The sequence below is a fragment of the Streptomyces monashensis genome, assembly GCF_001866665.1.
Taxonomy (GTDB): Bacteria; Actinomycetota; Actinomycetes; order Streptomycetales; family Streptomycetaceae; genus Streptomyces; species Streptomyces monashensis.
Genome location: NZ_MLYO01000058.1, coordinates 20,784 through 42,159, shown reverse-complemented (window position 1 = coordinate 42,159; position 21,376 = coordinate 20,784). Strand labels below are relative to the sequence as shown.

Sequence of the window (21,376 nt, the reverse complement as noted above, 5' to 3'; positions counted from 1 at the left end):
CCGCGCGGTGTCGCCGTTCGGGGACAATGGCCTGACGATGATGCCGCTGCCGCAGGGCTCCGAGCCGCCTGACGACTTCGCCGCGTTCACCCATCTGACGGTGCCGAACGCGGCGCTCTACCGTGCGGTGATGGGTGTCTTCGTGGCCGCCAAGGAGCGGTTCACGGTGCATCTGCGGCCCGAGGACGTGCAGGCCGCGCTGCCTGCCGAGCGGCGTCCGGCCGAGGTGGAGGACGTGGCCAGGGCGCTGGACAGCCTGGTGGGGTGGGGGAACCTGCGGGCCGATCCGGACACCGCGCGGGTCACCGCGGTCGAGGACTTCTACCGCAAGCGGTTCATCTACCAGCTCACCCGGGCCGGTGAGGCCGCCGAGGAGGCGCTCGGCGTCTTCGGCGAGGCCCTGGGGCGGAGCGGCGCGTTGCAGGCGGTGGCGCTGCACGACATCGTCACGCAGTTGCGGGCGCTGCTGGTCGTGGCCGCGGAGGAGGAGCCTGATGCGGCCGTGACGTATCTGGCCCTCGACGCGCTCAGCAGCCGGTTCGCCGCGCTTGCGGAGAACGCCCGCGCATTTATGGGGTCCTTGCAGCGCACCATCGACCTGCACGAGGTGGAGGTCGAGGAGTTCCTCGCCTACAAGGACCGGCTGATCCAGTACCTGGAGCGGTTCATCCAGGATCTGATCACTCTGGGTGGGCGGATCGCCCTGCTGATCACGGAGCTGGACTCCGGGGTGGAGCCGCTGTTGCGGATCGCCGCCGCGCGGGAGGCGGCCGACGCCTCGCCTGGGGAGGCGGAGACCGCTGAGAAGGCCGCCCTGGAGCGGTGGCGGGGCCGGTGGGCGGGGCTGCGTGCCTGGTTCCTGTCCGGTCCTGAGGGCGAGGGGCGGCCGTCGCAGGCGCGGCTGTTGCGCGGGCAGGCGCTCGGCGCGATCCCGCAGCTGCTGGCCGTCGTACGGCTGGTGAACGAGCGGCGCTCGGGACGCTCGGACCGGTCTGCGGACTTCCGGGCGCTGGCCCGCTGGTTCGCCGAGGCGCGCGATGACGCGGACCGGCACCGGCTGTGGCGCACCGCGTTCGGCCTGTATCCGGCGCGGCATCTGACGGTCGACGCGGACACGCTCGCGGCGCGCGACGCCGAGCCGGTGCCGCCCGCCACGCCCTGGCACGAGGCCGCGCCGCTCAGGACCAGCCCACAGTTGCGGCGCACCGGCAGCTACGAGCGGCGGGGCAAGGCGCGCAAGGTGGAGGACCGCTCGGCGGGGCGGCGCGCCCTTGCCCAGCTTGCGGCCCGGCAGTCGGCGCAGATCGCGGCGGCGCGGCGGCGCCTGGTCACTGGGGGCGGGATACGACTCTCCGGTCTCGGCGAGCTGGACACGGTGGCCTTCGGTCTGTTCCTGCAACTGCTCGGCGACGCGCTGGCCACCTGGCGGCCCGGCATGACCCGTACCGTCGCCACCAGCAACGACGGCTCGATGGAGATCCACCTCGCACTGCTGCCCGGCGGCGGGCAGGCCGAGATCCGCACCCCGGACGGGGTGCTGCGCGGGCCTGACCACCTGGTGGAGATCATCGACCTCGTGGGGGAGGAGGACGGGCGATGAGCACGCCGCTGGCCGAGGTCTTGGAGGGGCAGCGGGCCGCCGAGGTGCGCCGGGCCGCCCGCGCGCTGCTGAAGCGTCCGCTGCTGCTCGCGCACGGTCCGTACGAGGAGGAGTTCAGGCTCGTACGACGACACGCATCCGAGCTGCGCGAGTGGTTCGAGCGCAACACCGGCTGGGCGGTGCAGGTGGACGCGGAGGCGGCCCGGTTGCGCAAGACGCCGGGGCGGCTCGACGACGCGAGCCACCCGGCGCGCGAGGCCACCCGGACCGGCGCCCCCTTCACCCGGCGCCGCTATGTCCTGCTGTGTCTGGCGCTTGCCGCCTTGGAGCGGGGGGAGGCTCAGGTCGCCCTCGGCCGCCTTGCCGAGCACATCGTCGTGGACGCCGCCGATCCTCAACTGGTCGATGCCGGTATCGAGTTCACTCTGGAGCGGCGGGACGAGCGGCTCGATCTGGCCGCCGTCGTACGGGTTCTGCTGGATCTCGGGGTGCTGCGGCGGGTGGCCGGGGACGAGGAGGCGTATGTCAGCGGTGCGGGCGACGTGCTCTACGACGTCGAGCGGCGTGTGCTCGCCGGCCTGCTGGCCACCCGTCGCGGTCCCTCCACGGTCCGTGCCACCGACCCGCACGAGCGGCTCGTCGAGCTGACCACCGACAGCGCCCTTGACACGGAGGAGGCCCGCTTCAGCGCGATCCGCCGCCATCTGACCCGGCGGCTGATCGACGATCCGGTGCTCTACTACGACGAGTTGAGCGACGCGGAGCTGGCGTATCTGACCAAGCAGCGGCCGTTCATCCTGGCCCGCATCACTGAACTGACCGGACTGGTCGCCGAGGTACGTGCCGAGGGCATCGCGATGGTCGACCCGGCCGACGACCTGACCGACGTACGGATGCCGGAGCAGGGCACCCACGGGCACGTCACGCTGCTGCTGGCCGAGCACCTCGCAGCGGCGGGCACGCCTGTCACGGTGGCGGAGCTGCGGCGCCGGGTGCGTGAACTGGCCGTCGAGCACGCCGGGTTCTGGTCCAAGGGCGCCAAGCAACCGGGGGCCGAGACGGAGCTGGTCGAGCAGGCGCTGGTCAAGCTCGACGCCCTCGGCCTGATCACCCGTACCCCCGATGGTGCCGCTCCCCGCCCCGCGCTCGCCCGTTACGCCGTCGGCGAGACCGTCGTCCTGGAACCTCGAAAGGCGAACCACCGATGAACCGCCCCCTGCCCGCCCCCGCGCGCGACCGCTGGCAGCCGCTGCGCATCGGCCTGGTGGACCTCTTCTACTACGACGAGGAGGAGTTCCACTTCCGGGACGGACGGCTGCTGCTGCGCGGCAACAACGGCACCGGCAAATCGAAGGTCCTCGCCCTGACCCTGCCCTTCCTCCTGGACGGCGACCTGTCCGCGCGCCGCGTCGAGCCCGACGGCGATCCCAAGAAGCGCATGGAGTGGAACCTGCTCCTGGGCGGCGAACATCCGCACCCCGAGCGGCTCGGCTACACCTGGATCGAGTTCGGTCGCCTCGACGAGGCGGGACGCGCTCACTTCCGTACGCTGCTCTGCGGCTTGAAGGCGGTGTCCGGGCGGGGAATTGCCCGGCACTGGTTCGCCGTCACCGACCAGCGGATCGGCGAGGACCTGCGACTGCTGGACGCGACGGGCAGTGCCCTGGGTCGCGACCGGCTCGTGGAGGCGATCGGTGGGCGCGGCATGCTCTACGACCAGGCGCGCGCGTACCGCAGGGCCGTCGACGAGGCGCTGTTCGGACTCGGCGAGCAGCGGTACGCCGCCCTCGTCGACCTCCTCGTCCAGCTGCGGCAGCCGCAGCTGTCCAAGCGGCCGAACGAAGCGGCCTTGTCGCGGGCGCTCACCGAGGCGCTGCCGCCGATGGACCAGGCCGTGATCGCGGACGTGGCCGAGGCGTTCCGGTCCCTCGACGAGGAGAAGGACGAGCTGCGCACCTCCACCGAGGCGGAACGCGCGGCAAGCGCCTTCCTGGAGCACTACCGGCGCTATGCCCGTGTCGCCTCGCGGCGCCGCGCCCGCCTGCCGCGTGCCGAGCACTCCCGCTACGAGCACCTGCACCGCGACCTGTCCCGGGCGCAGGAGGAGCGGGACGCGGCGGCAGGCGAGCGAGCCGAGGCCGAGGAGCGGATCGCCGCGCTGGAGGAGACGGCGACCCGGCTGAGCGCGCAGGACGCGGCACTGCGCGCGGGCCCCGAGATGCGCAGCGCCCGCGAACTGGAGCGCGCCGCCCAGGAAGCCGCGCGTACCGCGTCCGCGCTCACCCAGGCCTCCGCCGACCGGGACCAGGCGGCCCGCACCCACACCCGGGCCCTGGAGCGTGTGGGCGCCGCCCAGAACCGTGCCGAGGCCGCGGCGCAGCAGGTCGACCAGGTCCTCGCGCAGGCCAGGGAGCGGGCGGGCGCCGCGGCCCTGGACGGTGAGCCGGCCGTCGAGGGCGCCGCCGTGAGCGAGTTGCGGCGTACGGCGGAGGAGGCACTGGCCCGCAGGCGGCGCACCGTTGAGCATGTGGAGCGGCTGGTCCACGCCGCCGAGCACGCCGACGGCGAGCGGCGTGCAGCCCAGCGCCGCCTGGACGAGGCGGCAGCCGAACTCGACCAGTGCCGTGCACGGCAGGGCGAGGCCGAGGCGGCGGCCACCGAGGCGGGGCGCGCGTTGGTGCTGCGGGTCGGCGAACACCTGGATTTCTGTGTGGAGTTGAGGGCGGCGGACCCGGTCGGTCTGCTCGACCGGCTGCAGGACTGGGTCGTCCATCTCGACGGCGTCGACCCGGTCCGGCAGGAGATGGCGGCGGCCCATCGCGAGGCCGGACGCCAACTCGCCGATGCGGAAGCCGCCTTGAGGCGGCGGCAGGAAGAGGCGGAGGCCCGCGTCGACGCGGCCCGCGCGGAGCTGGCGCGCCTGGAGGAGGGCGGCCAGCAGCCGCCCGCCGTGCCGGCGACCCGCACCCCGGGCGTGCGCGACGGGCGGCCGGGCGCCCCGCTGTGGCGTCTTGTCGACTTCCGTGAAGCCGTATCCGTTGATCAGCGGGCCGGTCTGGAGGCGGCGTTGGAGGCGTCCGGGCTTCTCGACGCCTGGGTCTGCCCCGACGGCACCCTCTTCGACCAGGGCGGTGGCCACGACGTCCTGATCGCCCCCGGTCCAGCAGTGTCAGGACCGCACCTGGGGCTGCTGCTGCGTCCCGCCATCGACCACGGCGACCCCCTCGCGCAGGCCGTCGGGGAAGCCGCCGTGGAGCGCCTGCTGGCCGCGATCGGCCTGGGGGCGGGCGGCGATACCTGGGTCGGCGACGACGGCCGGTTCAAGGTGGGGGCGCTGAGCGGCAGCTGGGCCAAGGGCGGCGCCGAGTTCGTCGGCGAGGGTGCGCGCGAGGAGGCGCGGCGCACCCGGATCGCCCTACTCGCCGATGAACTAGCCGAATTGCAAGGCGAGTTGGAGGGGATCAGCGGAGAGCGGGAGACGATCGCGGGGCGGCGCCGTGTGCTCGACGCCGAACTTGCCGCGCTGCCCGACGACGCGCCGCTGCGGCAGGCCCACGCCGGCGTTGCGGCGGCAGGCGAGGCCACCCGGCGGGCCCAAGAGCGCCACGAAGAGCGGGCCGCGGACCTGACTGCCTCCGCTGAGCACGCCGCACAGGCCCACGCCACCCTCGCCGACACCGCCGCCGACCTGTCACTGCCCGCCGAGAGGGACGCGCTGGCCGCGGTAGGCCAGGCCCTCACCGAGTACGCCCTCGCACTCGCCGCCCTCTGGCCTGCCCTCCGCGAGCGCGCCGAGGCGGAGACCGCCGTCGCCGACGAGCGCGCGGAGGCCGCGGCGGCGGGCGAGCGGACCGCCGAACTAGCCCTGCGCGCCGACGCATGCGCCGCCGAGGCCGCGGCCGCCGACGAGCACCACACCACGCTGCGCTCCACGGTCGGAGCGGCCGTCGCCGAACTCGAGCGGCGGCTTGCCGACACCGCACGCGCTCTCGCCGATGCCGAGGCATCCTTGAAGGCGGCCACAGAACAGCGGGCCGCCGCCGACCGCCGCGCCAGCCGCGCCGAAGGCCGTATCGAGCAGCTGGAACAGGACGTCACCCAGGCCACCGCCGCCCGAGCCGAGGCGATCGGCGCCCTGCAGCGGTTCGCCACCACCGGCCTGCTCACCCTCGCCCTGCCCGAGGTACCCGTGCCCGACCCGGCCGCCGAGCCCTGGGCGGCGACGCCGGCCATCGCCCTCGCCCGCGCCGTCGAGGCCGAACTCGCCCGCACCGACGACTCGGACGCTGCCTGGGAACGCGTCCAGTCCCAGCTCAACACCGAACTGAAGAAGCTGCAGGACAGCCTCTCCCGGGGCGGCCACAGTGCGTCCGCGCGCATGGTCGAGGACGGCATGATCGTCGACGTCGTGTACCAGGGCCGTGAGCGCGGCATCGCCGAGCTCGCCGACGCGCTCGCCATCGAGGTCGGCGAGCTGCAGCGCATCCTGTCCGCCCACGAGCGTGAGATCCTGGAGACCCATCTGCTGACCGAAGTTGCCGGTACGTTGCAGGAGTTGATCGGCGCGGCCGAGCGGCAGGTACGCGCGATGAACACCGAACTGGAGGAACGGCCCACCTCCACCGGCATGCGCCTGCGCCTGACCTGGCGACCCGCACGCGGGGCGCCCGCCGGCCTCGGCCAGGCCCGCGAACGTCTTCGCCAGTCGGCGGACGCCTGGTCGCGCGAGGACCGCACGGCCGTCGGCGAGTTCCTGCAGGAGCAGATCGCCCGCTACCAGAGCGATGACGTCTCTGGCAGCTGGCTGGAACACCTCACCCAGGCCCTCGACTACCGCACCTGGCACGAGTTCGGCATCGAACGCCGGCAGCACGGCAAATGGGTCCCGGCCACCGGCCCTGCCTCTGGCGGCGAACGCGTCCTTGCCGTCTGTGTGCCGCTGTTCGCCGCCGCTTCCTCCCACTACGCCAGCGCCACCAGCCCCCACGCGCCCCGCCTGGTCACCCTCGACGAGGCGTTCGCCGGGGTCGACGACGACTCGCGCGCCAAGTGCCTCGGCCTGCTGCACGCCTTCGACCTGGACGTCGTCATGACCAGCGAACGCGAATGGGCCTGCTACCCCCAGGTCCCCGGGATCGCCATCGCCCAGCTCTCCCGCGTCGACGAGGTTGCCGCCGTCCTCGTCACCCGCTGGGAGTGGGACGGCACCACGCGCGCCCGTGGCGTGGACCCACACCAGCCGGGCGAGCCCGGCGAAGACGCGGCGACACCGGAAGCGGCCCTGTGGTGAGGGCCGTACTCAGCGGTGGTGGGCCTGCCGATCGCCGCACACCCCGCCCATGGACACGGCCTGCGTTCGGCAGACGGCCCCGGACGCTCCACGGCAGGCGAGCCGGCGCGGGCGCGAGCGGGAGCGGACAGGCGACATGACCGAGAAGGCACGCGTGGACACCGGCCGCCTCCAGCGCCTCCTCGGAGCAGACGAGTTGGCCTGGCTCGTCGAACGGGCCCGCCGCCGCATGGCCCGCGAGGAGCCACTGACCGGCCCCGTCACCCTGACCGCACCGACCCCGGCCCAACGCGCCGCCGCCGAACGACTCCTCGGCCGGTCCCCGGGCGCCGGCCTCTCCCTGACCCTGCGACTGGACGCGGTGGACGCCGTCCTGCGCCGCTCCGGGATCAGCCCCGACGGTCTCGCTCCCGCCCTCATCGCCCTCGGCGGCCCCGTCGCGCCGCTGCGTGACGCTCGCGAGCGCGAGGAACGAGCCTGGGAGGCCGCTTACGCACCACTCGCCGACCTTTCCGGTACCACCCTCGCCGACTGGTCGGACCGGCTGCCCCGCGACGGCCTCGTACGCCGCCTGGCGGGTGACCCGGACACCGCCGCGGCCCTCGTCGCCAAGACCGTACGAACCCTGAGCGCCCTGCCCGCCGAACCACCCTGCTCCCTGGCCGCCTTCGCCGCCCGCACCCTCGGCGACGCCCACGCCCTCGACGACGGCAGGCCACTGGCCACCCTTGTCCTGCTCGGCGTACGCGCCCTGACCGGGTACGCCAAGGAGTCCGGCGCGCAGGGACGCCGCGACGCGTGGGCCGCGGCCGGACTGCTCAAGGACGACGTCTCTTCGACCGTGCTCACCCTGGGGCTGCGCGGCACACCGGCCCTCGACTGGCACACCGACGCCGGCGAGCCCGCAGTCCTGACTCTACGTCAACTTGTCGTCCGGGGGCCGCTGTTGCCCCACGCGGCACTCCACGTCTGCGAGAACCCGGCCGTAGTCTCCCAGGCCGCCGACACCTACGGGCCGAACTGCCCACCCCTCGTCTGCCTCCAGGGCCAGCCCTCGGCAGCCGCCCTCACTCTGCTGCGCCAGGCGCACGCGCAGGGCCTCTCCCTCCACTATCACGGCGACTTCGACTGGGGCGGCGCGAGGATCGCCGCCACCCTGCTGCGCCACGTCCCCTGGCACCCCTGGCGCTACCGAGCCGACGACTACCGCCGGGCCGCCACCCACCCCGGCCTGCCACTCCTCGCGGGCGCACCCGCAGCGACCCCCTGGGACCCCGAACTCGCTTCGGCGCTCAAGGAGTTCGGCGTACGCGTGGAAGAGGAAGTCGTACTCGACGAACTGATCGCAGACCTCGGCGCAGCCTGAGCGCGGGCAGAGTCTGTCCGGTCAGGGCCCGGCCTCACACCTGTCGTCACCGACACCTTCACCGACCGTGCCATCGCAACGGAACCGCAGGTGACAGCAGGCACAGTAGGCGGCGCTGCGCGACATGCCCAGCGGCAGACGGCTCCGCCGGAAGCAGATCATGACGACGCTCGCCCCTCCGGCGACGAGCAGTACCGCGCCGACCAACCGGTGGCCTTGCGCGCCGACGACGGCCACGATGGCGGCACCCAGCCAGAGCGAGGCGCCGGGGCGTGACATGATGCGCACCTCCTCCTCGAACGCGCGCACGGCGTCGGCCCCTTCGCAGGGGCTGACGCTGGAGGGGGTGGTGGTTGGTGAGGCGTCCCCCGGAGTGACTCTGCTGGTCTTTTCACGGTGAATCTTGCGTGATCTTCGTGAGGGCGGGACAGTGAGCCCGTATAGGCGTTCGCGGGGATCCGGTGGGGTGATCCGTGATGTCGTTGTGGTCCAGGCCCGGTTATGAGGTTCCGGCGTTGACGGAGCGGGTGGCGCGGTCGCCTTCGCCGAGCTACCCGGCACTCAGCACAACTTCGACTTCTTCCACTCGCTCCGGTTCCATGCCGTCTCCGACGCCGTCGAGGGCTTCGCAGTCTGGGCCACTCGCCGGTGACCCGATAGGCCGAGGTCGGTCAGCTCGTAGGTGACGATGGGCGTCGCGGTACGGGTGAGCAGGCCATCGCGTTCCAGCGACCGTAGCGTCTGGGTCAGCATCTTCTGGCTGACCCCGGCCAAGAGACGAGAGATCTCGGAGTAACGCATCGCCTTCGGACTTATGCCAACATCGCAGCACCGCCCCACCCTCAGAGCTATGGATGGAAAAGGCTCCTGGGAGGGGGATTGTGCTGGGGATGCTGTGGTGTCTGTCTCCTGGCGTCTACGAACGTACGTGTGTAGGGCCCGTCGTCGTTCACCTTGGCCGCGCGCGAACGAACGAGTGAACGATTCACCCGGGTTCGGCGTTGGACGGGACGCGAGGATCCGGGATGTCGACCACCCGGTGAGGATGAGTCCGAGGGTGAAGCCGCTACTGTCTGGCATGACAAGCCGATCATTCGGATCGTCTACCTATCCGAGCCTGAGTTGGATTCACCGGATTGAAAGGAGGAGGCAGGGTATGCGTGACCTTCTCGGAAGCCTGTGGCGTTCGTGGACCTGCAGCTTCTGCGGTGGCGAGAATGACGACGCGTATGACATCTGTGCCGGCTGCGGCCACCGCCGCAAGTAGCCAGTCACACGCCCCCGCAAGGGGGCTCCGGCCGATGGGGAGTGCGTCCTGGGAGCCAATCACCGCACTGCGCACGTCGGCCCACTCCTGCACGGATTCCAGGCTTTTCGCGGGACTTCCTGTCTCCGGCCTGAGTGCTTCTTCGGGGCATCTGCCGTGTCTCGGCATCAAGCCGCTTCGGACATCACCGCCGCCGCGCCGCAGGTCGCCGCCTTGACGGGGTGGGAGGCTGGCCGACTCATGGGCTGACCGCAGAGGTTTCCCCCGTCGGCCGTGGAGGACCGCGGCAGCTCTCCACTCTTGCTGGCCTGGTTCCGTGCAACCTGCCTCCTGAACGCAGATACCGAAACCGTTCCCACCGCGATGGTTGCGAGAGGCAACTGGATAGCCGTAAAGACAAGTTGAACAGCGGATTGACGCATATCCAGATGCTAGTAGCTCCCTGAGAAGTCCTCAAATCACAACTATTTGTAGTATTTCCCTAGGGTGGGAATAGTCGCTATCTGAAAGTTTATTCCGCACTCGTTCGTGATCAAGCTTGGGCGCTGGTGAAGAGCCCCTCGGAGTCGGTCTGCAGCTTTCATCGGCCGAGGCCGGATGGCACACGAGCTGGACCCGGACTTCGCGGGTCACCGTTTCAGGCCTGTGGCCAGCGGGTCTGTCCGATGGCGGTGTCGAGGAGGTGGAGTTGGACGCCGCGGGTTATCTGGACGGCGGGCGGGTCTGTGATGTTGCCGATCCGCAAGGTGAGTTCGCCGAGGTGGTAGAGGATCACGCGGCCGGTGGGACGGACGCGGCGATTGTCGGGGTAGAGGCCGCTCATGGTCTGCTCGGGGCCCAGCGCCCGTCTGACATGCCGCTCGATCAGACAGAAGATCAGCAGGGCCAGGCAGATGACCTGGATCAGGGCGGCAACGCGCCGGTTGTGCTGCACGAAGACCGGTGCAACCGCGAGCGGGCCCTTGAAGTCGTGGTAGCGGCGCTCGACCGCGGGAGATGTGGGCACTGCTGATGCTCTATCAAGTACTACGCATCGTGATGGTCGACGCCGCCGAATCCGTCCCGGGCACCGATCCGGACCGCTGCGGATTCACCATCGCTCTCCAGGCCGCCCGCGACCAGGTCGTGACGGCCTGCGACGTGATCACCACCACTCCCGGGCCGGCCGGGACGATCGGGCACCGGGTTCTGTCCGGCCTGCTCTCGCTCCGACGGCCGCGGGTCAGCACCCGCAAGGTCAAGTCACCGGTCCCGTTACAACGAACGCTTCGACGACGGCAGGCCCGAGACCGCCGTCCCGTCACCGGTCTCGACATCACCGTCCAGGTACGCCGTCGAACAGCAGCTCCTGCCGACCGCCTCACGAGATGACCGGCCCACCCACCGCTCGTCACGAAGCCGCCGGGAACAGATCCTCGAACTCCTCCGCGCCGATCCCGAACGCACCTGGTCAGCCCACGAACTCGCCCAACAGCTCGGCGACATCACGCTGCACACCATTTACCGGCAACTGAACAGATGGACCACCAGCGGCCACATCCACAAGATCGACCGAGGCCGCTACACTGCCCGAAAACCAGTGCCATCACTTGCGTGACCTGCGAAAACGCTAACTTCCCGGCCTTGGAGGAAGGCCCCGGCTTCCTCTCGTACACGCTGTCGGCCTACAGTCCTGCCTGTTTTGCTTGTCTCGTGCGCTGGGGGATGGACGATGACGTCGGCGGGCTGTCGGTCTCCGGGGTGCCGGACTGCTCAAGCGCCGTTCCGCTCGGCGAGGGAGTTGATCACGTCGGTCTGGCGGGTGAGTTCAGCCTTCACCACGGCGAGCGCCTTGGCGTTCTTGTGTATGGCTGCGTTCTGGTAGTCCGACTCGACGGCGAACCAGACCCCCACGACGTTGGTGCGGGTCTTGCAGGCGACATCCGCTTGGGCCTGTGCGATCTCCCCGGTGTCCGGCTTCGCCGCGGTGACCGAAGCCAGAGCGCCGGTCGCGTGCACCGGGTCGCTCACGCGGTAACCGGCCGCCTGCATGCAGGAGGACCAGTTCGAGAACACCCCGGTGACTCGTGGGTCGGCCGCGGAGGCGGCGAAGCTGTCACTCTTGATGGCCGCGACCAGTCCGCCTGGACCGCTCTGCGGACCTTGCGGTCCCTGAGGCCCTCGCGTCGCGGAGTCGGAGCCGGAAGGGGCCAGGCGACGGTCCGCCGCCCCCACGCATCCGCCCGGCGGGATCGGCCGTCCGTTCTGAGCCGTCCGGCCCGCGACCGAGACGCCGCTGGCCGGGTCGGTTCCCAGCAGCACCCGCCGAGCCGCAGCCGGGAGGTCACCCAGCCTCACAGGGGCGGAGGCTCTGGTCGCCCGGACCTCGAGTCGCGGAGCGTGATAGCCCCACGTGCGAACGCTTCGCGCATCGGTGACGCCGTACCGCCGGTACATGACCGTGTATGCGTCCATCGCCGCTCGGTCGGTCGCACGGGTGGCGGCGGGCGGTGCCGGGTAGGGCAGGCCGAAGCCGCGCATGCACGCGTGGATCAGGACGTTGCGCAAGCGGTCGTGGACCACCGAGAGCCGTGGTGCCAGCAGGTACGTCTCGATGGGCAGGTGCAGCGCGCCGACGTCGGTGCCGGGCGGGGGCGTGGCCGTCCCTGACGGCAGGGCCCCGGCTTGGCCATGTCCACCGCACGCTGTGAGCACGACAACCAGCGCAGCCGTCACCACGCTCAGCCTCACCGCTCGCGTCGGGCCCGTGCGAACGGGCGTCCGCGGCCCTGTGTGTCTGCACCACATGATCACTGCACTCCCCACGACCGTGATCCCTTCCCCGACCCGCACCGCGGACGGCCCTCCCCCTCCCCGACGGCCCTCCCCCTCCCCGACGGCCCGCCCCTTCGCGGGCGGAGCGGGCCGTCGGGGGTGTCAGTGCATGCCCCGGCCGGGGCAGTTGGTGTTGTCGTCGACGGAGATGGACGCCTCGTTATTGCTCAGGAAGGTGAGGTCTCCGCCCATCCACGGGTTCAACCACTCCGAGTCACCGGTGAAGTTGGGTGCGTACCAGATCCCCACGTTGCAGTCCGACACGTCCTCTGCGGACGCGGCGTTGTTGCGCACCACCTGGCCGGCGCCGGCGCCGTCATTGGCGTAGGTGTAGTTGCCGAGGTTGTGGATGTCCGCGTCGGCGTGCTGGTAACCGAGCGACGCCCCGGACGCGCCCTGCGAATAGTAGAGGCAGAACCAGTTGACGGTGTTGCAGCGGTAGCTGTTCCAGCTGGAGATGTTGTCGCTGCGCGCGTCGGCCGTGCCGGCCACCCCGCCGACGACCAGGCCCAGCATCCCAGCCACCAGGCCGGCTCTCGCTGCAAGTCTTCGTACGGCCATCGTGGTCCCTCCCATAGGAAACGGTGAGCCATCACCCACCGCCCACGATCCTGTTGCCGGCACCGTCCGCCAGGCTTGTACGAATGCGCCATGGGTGAGCAGCGCCCGAATCGCATCCCGGAATGTCCCATTCAGTGGCTTTACTCCATGTGTCGTGCCATGGCAACGTCGGCGACCGGGGCGGCTGAGGGTGCACAGATGGGGGCAACGATGCAGGATCACACCCATGAGCTGGTCCGGTGGCCGGCGAGTCCGTTGTTACGCGGGCAGACGCTGGGATACCGCGGTTTCCGCTTCGGAGTCCTGGGCACCCGGCGCCGGTTGATGGTGCCGGACGGCGTGGTGAAAGTCATGGTGGGCTTCGGCGATCTGGTGCGTGTGGTGGACGCGGTCGTTCCGCACCACGCCACCCATGCGGCGTCCATGGTCAACCCGGTTCGCACCCGGGCCGCGGTGGGCGAGCACACCGGCTCGCTGTACGGCGTGACCGTTCTGCTGACTCCGATCGCCGCCTACCGCCTCTTCGCCGTGCCGCTGAACGAATGGGGCGAGCAACCGCTCGATCCGGCCGATCTCCTCGGCGCGGAGGCCGCACGCCTCGCGGAGCGACTGGCGGAATGTGACGGCTGGGAGAGCCGGTTCGCCCTGCTGGAGCGCATCATCCTCACCCGGCTCGCTTTCGGGCCGGCCGTGTCCCCTGAAGTCCTGTGGGTCTGGCAGCGGTTGCGAAGTGACGCCGGCAGAGTGCGAGTGGAACAACTGGCCTCCGCGGTCGGGTGGAGCCGCCGCCACTTGGAGCGGCGGTTCCGCGAGCAGGTGGGCACCACGCCGAAGGCGCTGGCCCAGGTGTGCCGGTTGCAGGCGGCGCTCCATCGTCTGGACACCGGCTGGTCCGTGGCACGTGCGGCGGCGGAGACCGGTTACCACGACCAGCCGCATTTCGACCGCACCTTCAAGGGGATGATGGGCTGCACCCCAGGGCAGTTCCGCCGGTACCGGGCGGCCGCGGACCCCTCCGACTCGCGCGACTTCTTGCCCGACCAAGTGACGAGCGTGCTGCTCCAGGACCCGCGTGGATGCGCCAGTCGGTACAGGCTCGCAAAGGAGAAGCACCTGCGTCGAGCACCACGGCCGGCGGGCATGCTGGCAGCGCGGGCTCCTCTCCCAGCGGTTCCGCAAGCGGCGGAACCAAGTTCCGCACACGGAGGGAAAGTTCCCGATGACGACCCGGGTCCGACTACGACCGCAACCAGGACGGAAAGGCGCGCCCAGACACTACCTCACCGGTGACCCGGCCGACGGCTACCAGGGCATGGTGCGGTCCTGGTAGTCGAAATACTTCAGGCCCGGCTCGCCGCGGTGTCGGTCGATGGTGTCAGCGAGCCCGGGGACGACCTGGTCGACCGTCAGGGGCGCGCCGGGGGCCACCCAGTTCGGTGCGGACGTGGCCGGGGCACATCAGCAGCAGGCTGTGCGCGGCGTCGGCGTACCGTGCGGCGTAGCCGCTCATCCGCTGGGTGAGGGCGGACTTGCTGGCCCGGTAGGCGTCCTGGCTCTGGAGGAGACCCTCGAGCATCGCTTCCGCATCGAGCACCACGGCGTCATCGTCCGCGGCCTCCTTACCCATATCGACGGGCTGGAGCAGCGGCTCGACGTTTACGACGCGGAGATCGCCGTCCGGCTCGCTCCGCACGAGCAGGTCCTGGAACTGATCCAGACCATCCCCGGGGCCGGGGCGAAGGTCGCCCAGGTGCTGATCGCCGAGATCGGTCTGGACATGTCCGCCTTCCCACCCTCGGCCCATCTCGCCTCCTGGGTGGGGGTCTGCCCGGTCAACCATGCGTCGGGCGGCAAGCGCAAGGGCGGCCGCAGCCGGGCCGGACCGAAGTGGCTGAAGGCCACGCTGACCGAGGCGGCCTGGGCCGCGGTGAAGGCCAAGGGCACACCTGAACATGCGACCTCACCAGTCCCGAGGTCGGGAACCGGCGGGGCTTGGCGCGTGGTCGCCGCGGTGACGACGTGGGCGGATACGCAAGTGGGCATCGGGGCGTGCGGCACCGGCGCGGAGGGTGCCGCGTGGTGACGCGCTTTCCTCCGGGGCGCCTCATGTCGTACGCCGTGACACCAGTGCCTCCACGCGCCCTCACCGCCCGGAGCGGTCTGGTACGTCCCCGTGGGGAGCCATAGGAACGAGTCCGCTGCCGCACACCCAGCACGGGGCGTCGGCACGCGGACCGGGCCAGGACGGCGGGCGTCGGCTGCCGCGCCGTTACCCACCGACGGGATTGAGGTGACTGGTGCCTACGACCATCACGGACCCCGACGGCACGGTGCCCGGCGGCCCGGACCGCCGCCTGGGCTCCGACCCCGTCGCGATCGTCGGCCTGTCCGGACGGTTCCCCAAGGCCCGCGACATCAGGGAGTTCTGGGACAACATCGTGGCGGGCCGAGACTGCTCGGACACCGTACCGGAGAGCTGGTGGCGCCCGGATCACTACTACGACCCCGACCCCTTCGCCGAGGACAAGACCTACTGCCGCCGCGGCGGCTTCCTCACCCCCGAGGTCTTCGACCCGCTCGAGTTCGCGATGCCGCCCAACACGGTGGACTCCACCGGACTGGTGCAACTGCTGAGCCTGGTCGTGGCCAAGGAGACTCTGGATGACGCACGACGCGGCAGGGACAGCTGGTGCGCGCCGGACCGCACCGGCGTCGTCCTGGGCGTCTGCGGCACCAACTCCACCCTCATCCCCCTTGCCGCCCGTCTCCTGGTCCCCGAACTGATGGAGACCATGCTCGCCGTGGGAGTGCCGGAGGAACAGGCCATGGAGATCATCCGGGCCCGGCTCGCGGCTCTGCCGCCCTGGACCGAGGATTCCTTCCCCGGCATCCTCGCCAACGTCGTCTCCGGACGCGTCGCCAACCGTCTGAACCTCGGCGCCGCCAACCACACCGTCGATGCCGCCTGCGCCAGCTCCCTGGCCGCCGTCCGCTGCGCTGTCGACGAACTCGTCTCCCGCCGTGCCGACGTGATGCTCACCGGCGGCTGCGACGCCGACAACTCCATCGTCTCCTTCATGTGCTTCAGCAAGACCCCGGCCCTCTCCCTTACCGGCACGGTCCGGCCCTTCGACACCGAGGCCGACGGGACGCTCGTGGGCGAGGGCATCGGCATGCTCGCCCTGCGCCGCCTGGCCGACGCCGAGCAAGACGGCGATCGGATCTACGCCGTCCTCAAGGGCCTGGGCAGTTCCAGTGACGGCAACGCGCGGAGCATCTACGCCCCCTGCGGCGCCGGGCAGTCCGCCGCGCTGCACCGCGCCTACACCGACGCCGGCTGCCCGCCCTCGACTGTCGGACTGATCGAGGCGCACGGTACCGGCACCCCTGCCGGCGACGAGGTCGAACTGACCGCGCTCAACGATCTGCTGGCCACCCCCGGCGACCGGCACCACGTGGCCGTCGGCAGCGTGAAATCGCAGATCGGGCATACCAAGGCCGCGGCCGGCGCGGCCGGGCTCATCAAGGCCGCGCTCGCCCTCCATCACAAGGTGCTGCCCCCCACCATCAACGTCACCACCCCCCACGCCCAGGCCGTCCGCCCGGACGGCGCCCTCTACGTGAACACCACGGCCCGACCCTGGGTACGCGACCCGTCCGGCACGGCCCGGCGGGCCGGGGTCTCGGCGTTCGGCTTCGGTGGCGTCAACTACCACGCCGTCCTCGAAGAACACCAAGGCGAGGCGGACGAGCGGGAGTACGCGCTGCACGACGCCCCGGTCGCGTACTTGTGGCACGCGCCGGGCAGGGAGGAACTGCTGCGTCGTCTGGAGCGCGGCGACCCGCCCGGCCCGGGCCCCGCTTCCGCGCCGCACGCCCGCCTCGGCTTCGTCGCCACAGGGCGAACGGAATACGAAGAGCTGCGCGCCCTCGCCGTCGCCCGGTTGCGCGACCACCCCGGCGACGACACCTGGAACCACCCCCGAGGCATCTACTACCGGACCCGGGCCCTGCCCCCCGGCACAAAGACGGGGGCGCTGTTCGCGGGGCAGGGAAGCCAGTACCCGGGCATGGGCCTGCGGGCCGCCCTGGCCCTGCCCCCGGTGCGCGCCGCCTTCGACGCCGCCAACGCCCGTTTCCCCGCCGCCGACAGTCTGGCCCGCGCGGTCTTCCCTCCACCGGGGACGGGAGACGCCACTCTCCACGGCGAACGACTGGGCCGTACCTCCCACGCCCAGCCGGCCATCGGCGCGCTCTCCACGGGTCAGTACCGCTACCTGCGCGAGCTGGGCTTCGTCCCGCACGGACTGCTCGGCCACAGCTTCGGGGAGCTGACCGCCCTGTGGGCCGCCGGCGTCCTGGACGACGACACCTTCACGGCCCTGGCCCACGCCCGCGGCCGGGCCATGGCCCGGCGGCCCGCCCCCGGCCACGACCCCGGCGCCATGGCCGCGGCCCGCGTGAGCCAGGAGGCGCTCGCCCAACTGCTCGTGGCGCATCCGGAACTGACGGTATGCAACCACAATGCCCCCGACGAGCAGACCGTCGGTGGCCCGACCGACGCCGTACGGCGCTTCACCGACGAGTGCGCCGCACGCGGCCTGCCCGTACGGCTCCTGCCGGTCGCGGCCGCCTTCCACACCCCGCACATCGCCCACGCCGCCCAGGAGTTCGCCGCGGCCTGCGCCGAGGCCGCCTTCGCCCCGCCCCTGCTCCCCGTCTACGCCGACACGGCCGGGGCGTCCTACGGCGACGACGCGGACGCCAACCGCCGTACCCTGGTGGAACAACTGCTGCGCCCTGTCGACTTCGCCGCCCGTCTGGAGGAGATGTACGCGGATGGCGTCCGGGTCTTCGTCGAGTTCGGCCCCCGACGGATCCTCACCGGCCTTGTCGAACGGACCCTCGGGGCCGGCCGTGTGGAGGCCGTCGCCTGCGACGCCGGGCCCGGGCCGGACGCCTGCGCGGCGCTCAAGCAGGCGGCTGTGCGCCTCGCCGTCCTGGGCCTGCCCCTCACTGACATCGACCGCCACATGCCCCCGCCCCGCCCGGAGCGCAAGGCGCCCTCGAAGGTGGCCCGGCGCCTGGAAGGCCCCTTCTTCGCGTTGGAGAAACTGCGCGGCCGCTACGAGGAACTCCTTGCCCGCCACGCCGCCACCCCAGCGGAGACCGGGGCCGCCCCCCAGGCTCCGGCGGCAGGTGCGCGGGAGACCGACCCGTTGACCCGTGCCGCCACCGACCATCTGGCGGCGCACGCCCGGTACATGGACAGCGAGGTCCGCACCGTTGAACAGCTCACCGCGCTCCTGGCCCGGGGCGCGGCGGCCGGCCCGATGGATGCCTCCCTTCTCGCGGCCATCCAGGCCGTCGCCGACCACAGCATGGCCCTGGGTGAGACGCACGCCCGTGCAGCCGAAGCGGTCTCCGGCCTCCTGCGCCTGCCGGAACAGGGCGATCCGCTCGTCCTTGCGGCGCCGGCGCTGCCCGAGGCGACGGCGACGGACGCCGTGGCGGCGACGCCCCGCCCGGCCGACGCGGGAGCGCCGACGGCGGAGGCCGGGCCGGGGGACAAGGGCCCGCACGCCGAGAGCAGGTCGGCGCTCGCCGAACTGTGGGCGGCCCAGAAGGGGGAGGTCGCGGCGACCGGCACGATGGACATCGGCACACTCGACCCCGACGAGGTCGAGCGGGTCTTCCGCGCCGTGATCGCCGAGAAGACCGGCTACGACGTCGACATGATCGAGCCCGACATGGACATCCAGGCGGATCTCGGCATCGACTCCCTGAAACAGGTCGAGATCGGCGCCGAGATGTATCGCCGTTACCCGGTGGTCGCCCGCAGCGAGCTGTACCGCTTCAGCGAGGCCCGGACAGTGCGCGACCTGACGGTCATCGCCCAGGAGGTCATCGCCAACCCCCAGCCCCAGCTGGTCTCACCGGCGGTGGGCACCGCCGTCGGCACCGCCTGGGTGACCCTCGCGGACCTGCCCGCGGTCGACGTCCGGGACGGCACCTACCCGGAGCGGCCCCATGGCCTGCTGATCGACGACGGGGGCGGGCTCGTCCCTCTCCTCGCCGACGCCCTCACCACCCGGGGCTGGCGGGTCAGTCGGCTGGCCCTCCCCGGCACCGGCGTGTCCTCGCCCCGCTTGCCGGACTGGGGCGAGGACACGCTGGCCACCGGCCTCGCCGAGCTCCTGGCGGACGGGACGCGGCTCGACCTGTGCGTCCTGCCCGTCAGCCGAGAGACCGGCGTCGGCGTCGGCACCGATCCGGGCGGGACGGATCCCGACGGGTCGAATCCGGACGGGACAGCCGCCGACCGGATCGTCACCCGCCTCCAGCACGCGATCCTGGTGGCCAAGCACACCCGGCCCGCCCTGGAAGCGGCTGCCCGGAGCGGCACGCGCGCCGGCCTGGTCGCCGTCACCCGGCTCGACGGCGCGCTTGGCTACGCCGGTTCCGGCGGCGACGCCACGGCCGCCCTCGCGGGTGGACTCGGCGGACTGGTCAAGACCGTCGCCCTGGAGGCGACGACCCTGTTCTGCCGCGCCCTGGACCTCGACCTCGGCCTGTCCGACGAGGACGCCGGAGCGGCCTTCGCCGCCGAGCTCGCCGACCTCGCCGGGGACGTACGCGAGGTCGGTGTGGACGCGACAGGTCGCCGTACGCCCCGGGTGTCGGGCACCCCGTGGCCCCGCACACCGGCCGCCGCCGGTATCCGGCTCACCGCGGACGACGTCCTGCTGGTCACGGGCGCTACCGGAGGCGTCACCGCCTGGTGCGTCGAGGACCTGGTACGCGTCCATCGCTGCGGTTGCATCCTGCTCGGCCGTACGCCCCTGACGGACGAGCCCGGCTGGGCCGCCGCGCTCGACGGTCCCGAAGAACTGCGCGCCGCCCTGGAGGCCCGGGCACGCGACGCGGGGGAGAACCCTGGCGAGGAACCGGCACGCACCCGCGTCGAAGAGGAACTCGGCCTGCTCGTTCGGCAGCGGCGCATCCGCGCGCTCCTGACCACCTTGCGCTCGCATGGTGCCGAGGCCGAGTACGTCGCGGCGGACGTCCGCGAGCCGGACGCGGTGGCCACGGCCCTCGCCCCGCACGCCGGCCGCGTCACTGGAGTCCTCCACGCCGCGGGCGTCCTGGGCGACCGGCCGCTGGCCGAGGCGAACCCCGGCGGTATCGCGGCGGTCGTCGACACCAAGACGGGTCTGCGGCACGTGCTCGCCGCCCTGGACGCCACGCGCCTGAGGCACCTGGTGCTCTTCACCTCCGTCGCCGGCATCTGGGGCAACATGCGGCAAGCGGACTACACGCTGGCCAACGAGGCCCTGAACCGCTTCGGCTGCGCCTGGCAGGCGGCCCATCCCCACTGCCGCGTCGTACCGATCGCCTTCGGGCCCTGGGCCGGTGGCATGGCCGCCGGTGTCCAGCAGGTCTTCACCGAAGTGGGTGTGCCCGTGCTCTCCCGGGAGGAAGGGGGCGCGCGGTTCCTGGAGCTGATGGCTCCCGGACGGGGCGGCGGGGTGGCGCTCGTCGGCCCGACCACCGCGCTCTTCCAGCGGACGGATCTGCTCCCTGACGCCGGGTGGAGCGCGCACCGGCTGCTGACCGGGCTCGGCAAGGAGCCCGTCCTGCAGGCGCACCGCGTCGGCGGCGTGCCCATCCTGCCCATGACGGCCGCCGTGGGCTGGGCCCTGGGCACCGTGGAACGCGCCCACGGCGACGGACGGCCGGTCGTCGAATGCCGCGACCTGCGGATCGCCCAGGCGATCACCTTCCCACCCGGGCACCCCGAGCGCTTCCGCGTCCGCCTGGCCCGCGACCCGCAGCTCGCGGTCCTGCCGTTCGTCCGCGTCAGCGTCGACGAAGCCGGTGACCAGGGGACACCGCGCTTCGAAGGCCGCTTCCGGCAGGCGGACCGGCCGGCCGAGGCACCTGTCACCACCCTGCCGCCGTACACGTTCTCCGACGAGCCGCACCCCGGCTACCAGGACGGCCGGCTGTTCCACGGCCCGGCTCTCAACGGCCTGCGCAACGTCCTGGACGAGGCGCCCGGCCATCTGGTGATCATCGCCAGGATGCCCGACCCGGCCTTCGCCCATGGCGCGTTCGCCGGGCGGCTGTACAGCCCTGCCCTGTCCGACCTGCTGATGCAGGCTGCCCTTGTGACGCTGCTGGCACTGGCCGAGGGCGAGGAGATCCCCGTACCCGTCTCCGTCGAGCGCCTGGAGCTGTTCAGCCAGCTGCCCGACGACGAACCCTTCGTCATCACCGTCGACGTCGACGAGGCCCCGTCCCCGACGACGCTCTTCTCCCGAGCCACGTTGACCGCGTGCGCACCCGACGGACGGATCCACCAGAGGTGGAGCGGCGTCCGCACGGTGTGGATCGAGCCGACCGCCCTGGTCGACGGCATCGCCGCCCGGAGCGCGGTGAGCCGGGGATGACCGGGCCCGGTGATGATCAAGGAGG

Annotated in this window: 13 protein-coding genes and 1 pseudogene; 8 read left to right on the top strand and 6 right to left on the bottom strand. The window is 71.9% G+C overall.

The features are described from left to right. Positions 1-7 precede the first annotated feature (7 nt). From BIV23_RS31350 to BIV23_RS31335, 4 genes are all read left to right on the top strand, one after another. Positions 8-1,600 (top strand): TIGR02677 family protein, encoded by a 1,593-nt coding sequence (locus tag BIV23_RS31350; RefSeq protein WP_245790722.1) that lies wholly within the window; start codon positions 8-10, stop codon positions 1,598-1,600. Then, positions 1,597-2,808, top strand: coding sequence for a TIGR02678 family protein (locus BIV23_RS31345; protein WP_071384357.1), 1,212 nt, complete (start codon positions 1,597-1,599; stop codon positions 2,806-2,808). Before BIV23_RS31350 ends, BIV23_RS31345 begins: the two co-directional genes overlap by 4 nt. After that, positions 2,805-6,890, top strand: a complete 4,086-nt coding sequence (locus BIV23_RS31340) for a TIGR02680 family protein (protein WP_071384356.1) — start codon at positions 2,805-2,807, stop codon at positions 6,888-6,890. Before BIV23_RS31345 ends, BIV23_RS31340 begins: the two co-directional genes overlap by 4 nt. A gap of 136 nt (positions 6,891-7,026) precedes the next feature. Beyond that, positions 7,027-8,256, top strand: coding sequence for a TIGR02679 family protein (locus BIV23_RS31335; protein ID WP_071384355.1), 1,230 nt, complete (start codon positions 7,027-7,029; stop codon positions 8,254-8,256). 21 nt (positions 8,257-8,277) lie between these two features. Here BIV23_RS31335 and BIV23_RS31330 read toward each other — a convergent pair whose 3' ends face one another. The 3 genes and pseudogenes from BIV23_RS31330 to BIV23_RS52390 all read right to left on the bottom strand — a co-directional run bounded on the left by BIV23_RS31330 (position 8,278) and on the right by BIV23_RS52390 (position 10,529). Then, positions 8,278-8,565, bottom strand: coding sequence for a hypothetical protein (locus BIV23_RS31330; RefSeq protein WP_071384354.1), 288 nt, complete (start codon positions 8,563-8,565; stop codon positions 8,278-8,280). Between the two features lie 339 nt (positions 8,566-8,904). Further along, positions 8,905-9,066: pseudogene (locus BIV23_RS31325) on the bottom strand (winged helix-turn-helix transcriptional regulator); the annotation flags it as partial. Between the two features lie 1,094 nt (positions 9,067-10,160). Next, on the bottom strand, positions 10,161-10,529 hold the full coding sequence (locus BIV23_RS52390) for a hypothetical protein (protein WP_245790721.1): 369 nt from the start codon (positions 10,527-10,529) through the stop codon (positions 10,161-10,163). Between BIV23_RS52390 and BIV23_RS31315 the strand changes: the two genes are divergently transcribed. Continuing rightward, the gene (locus BIV23_RS31315) at positions 10,520-10,894 is read left to right on the top strand and encodes a hypothetical protein (RefSeq protein WP_143079149.1); all 375 of its coding nucleotides are present in this window, start codon (positions 10,520-10,522) and stop codon (positions 10,892-10,894) included. The two genes, BIV23_RS52390 and BIV23_RS31315, sit on opposite strands and share 10 nt — an antisense overlap. Before the next feature lie 381 nt (positions 10,895-11,275). On the opposite strand, the gene BIV23_RS52385 is transcribed toward BIV23_RS31315, so the two are convergent. Further along, complete coding sequence (locus BIV23_RS52385) at positions 11,276-11,578, bottom strand: hypothetical protein (protein ID WP_245790720.1); 303 nt, start codon at positions 11,576-11,578, stop codon at positions 11,276-11,278. 861 nt (positions 11,579-12,439) lie between these two features. Next, positions 12,440-12,853 (bottom strand): hypothetical protein, encoded by a 414-nt coding sequence (locus BIV23_RS31305; protein ID WP_245790728.1) that lies wholly within the window; start codon positions 12,851-12,853, stop codon positions 12,440-12,442. 135 nt (positions 12,854-12,988) lie between these two features. Here BIV23_RS31305 and BIV23_RS31300 point away from each other — a divergent pair, with 135 nt between their 5' ends. Continuing rightward, positions 12,989-14,188: a helix-turn-helix transcriptional regulator gene (locus BIV23_RS31300; RefSeq protein ID WP_245790719.1), complete on the top strand. Its 1,200-nt coding sequence runs from the start codon at positions 12,989-12,991 to the stop codon at positions 14,186-14,188. A gap of 12 nt (positions 14,189-14,200) precedes the next feature. Here BIV23_RS31300 and BIV23_RS53305 read toward each other — a convergent pair whose 3' ends face one another. Continuing rightward, positions 14,201-14,326, bottom strand: a complete 126-nt coding sequence (locus BIV23_RS53305) for a hypothetical protein (RefSeq protein WP_281250179.1) — start codon at positions 14,324-14,326, stop codon at positions 14,201-14,203. A 16-nt stretch (positions 14,327-14,342) separates the two neighbouring features. Here BIV23_RS53305 and BIV23_RS47135 point away from each other — a divergent pair, with 16 nt between their 5' ends. Both BIV23_RS47135 and BIV23_RS31285 read left to right on the top strand, forming a co-directional pair. After that, the gene (locus BIV23_RS47135) at positions 14,343-14,981 is read left to right on the top strand and encodes a transposase (protein ID WP_079173511.1); all 639 of its coding nucleotides are present in this window, start codon (positions 14,343-14,345) and stop codon (positions 14,979-14,981) included. 214 nt (positions 14,982-15,195) lie between these two features. Continuing rightward, a complete protein-coding gene (locus BIV23_RS31285) occupies positions 15,196-21,351 on the top strand; it encodes a type I polyketide synthase (RefSeq protein WP_245790718.1) in 6,156 nt (2,051 codons plus the stop codon). Positions 21,352-21,376 lie beyond the last annotated feature (25 nt).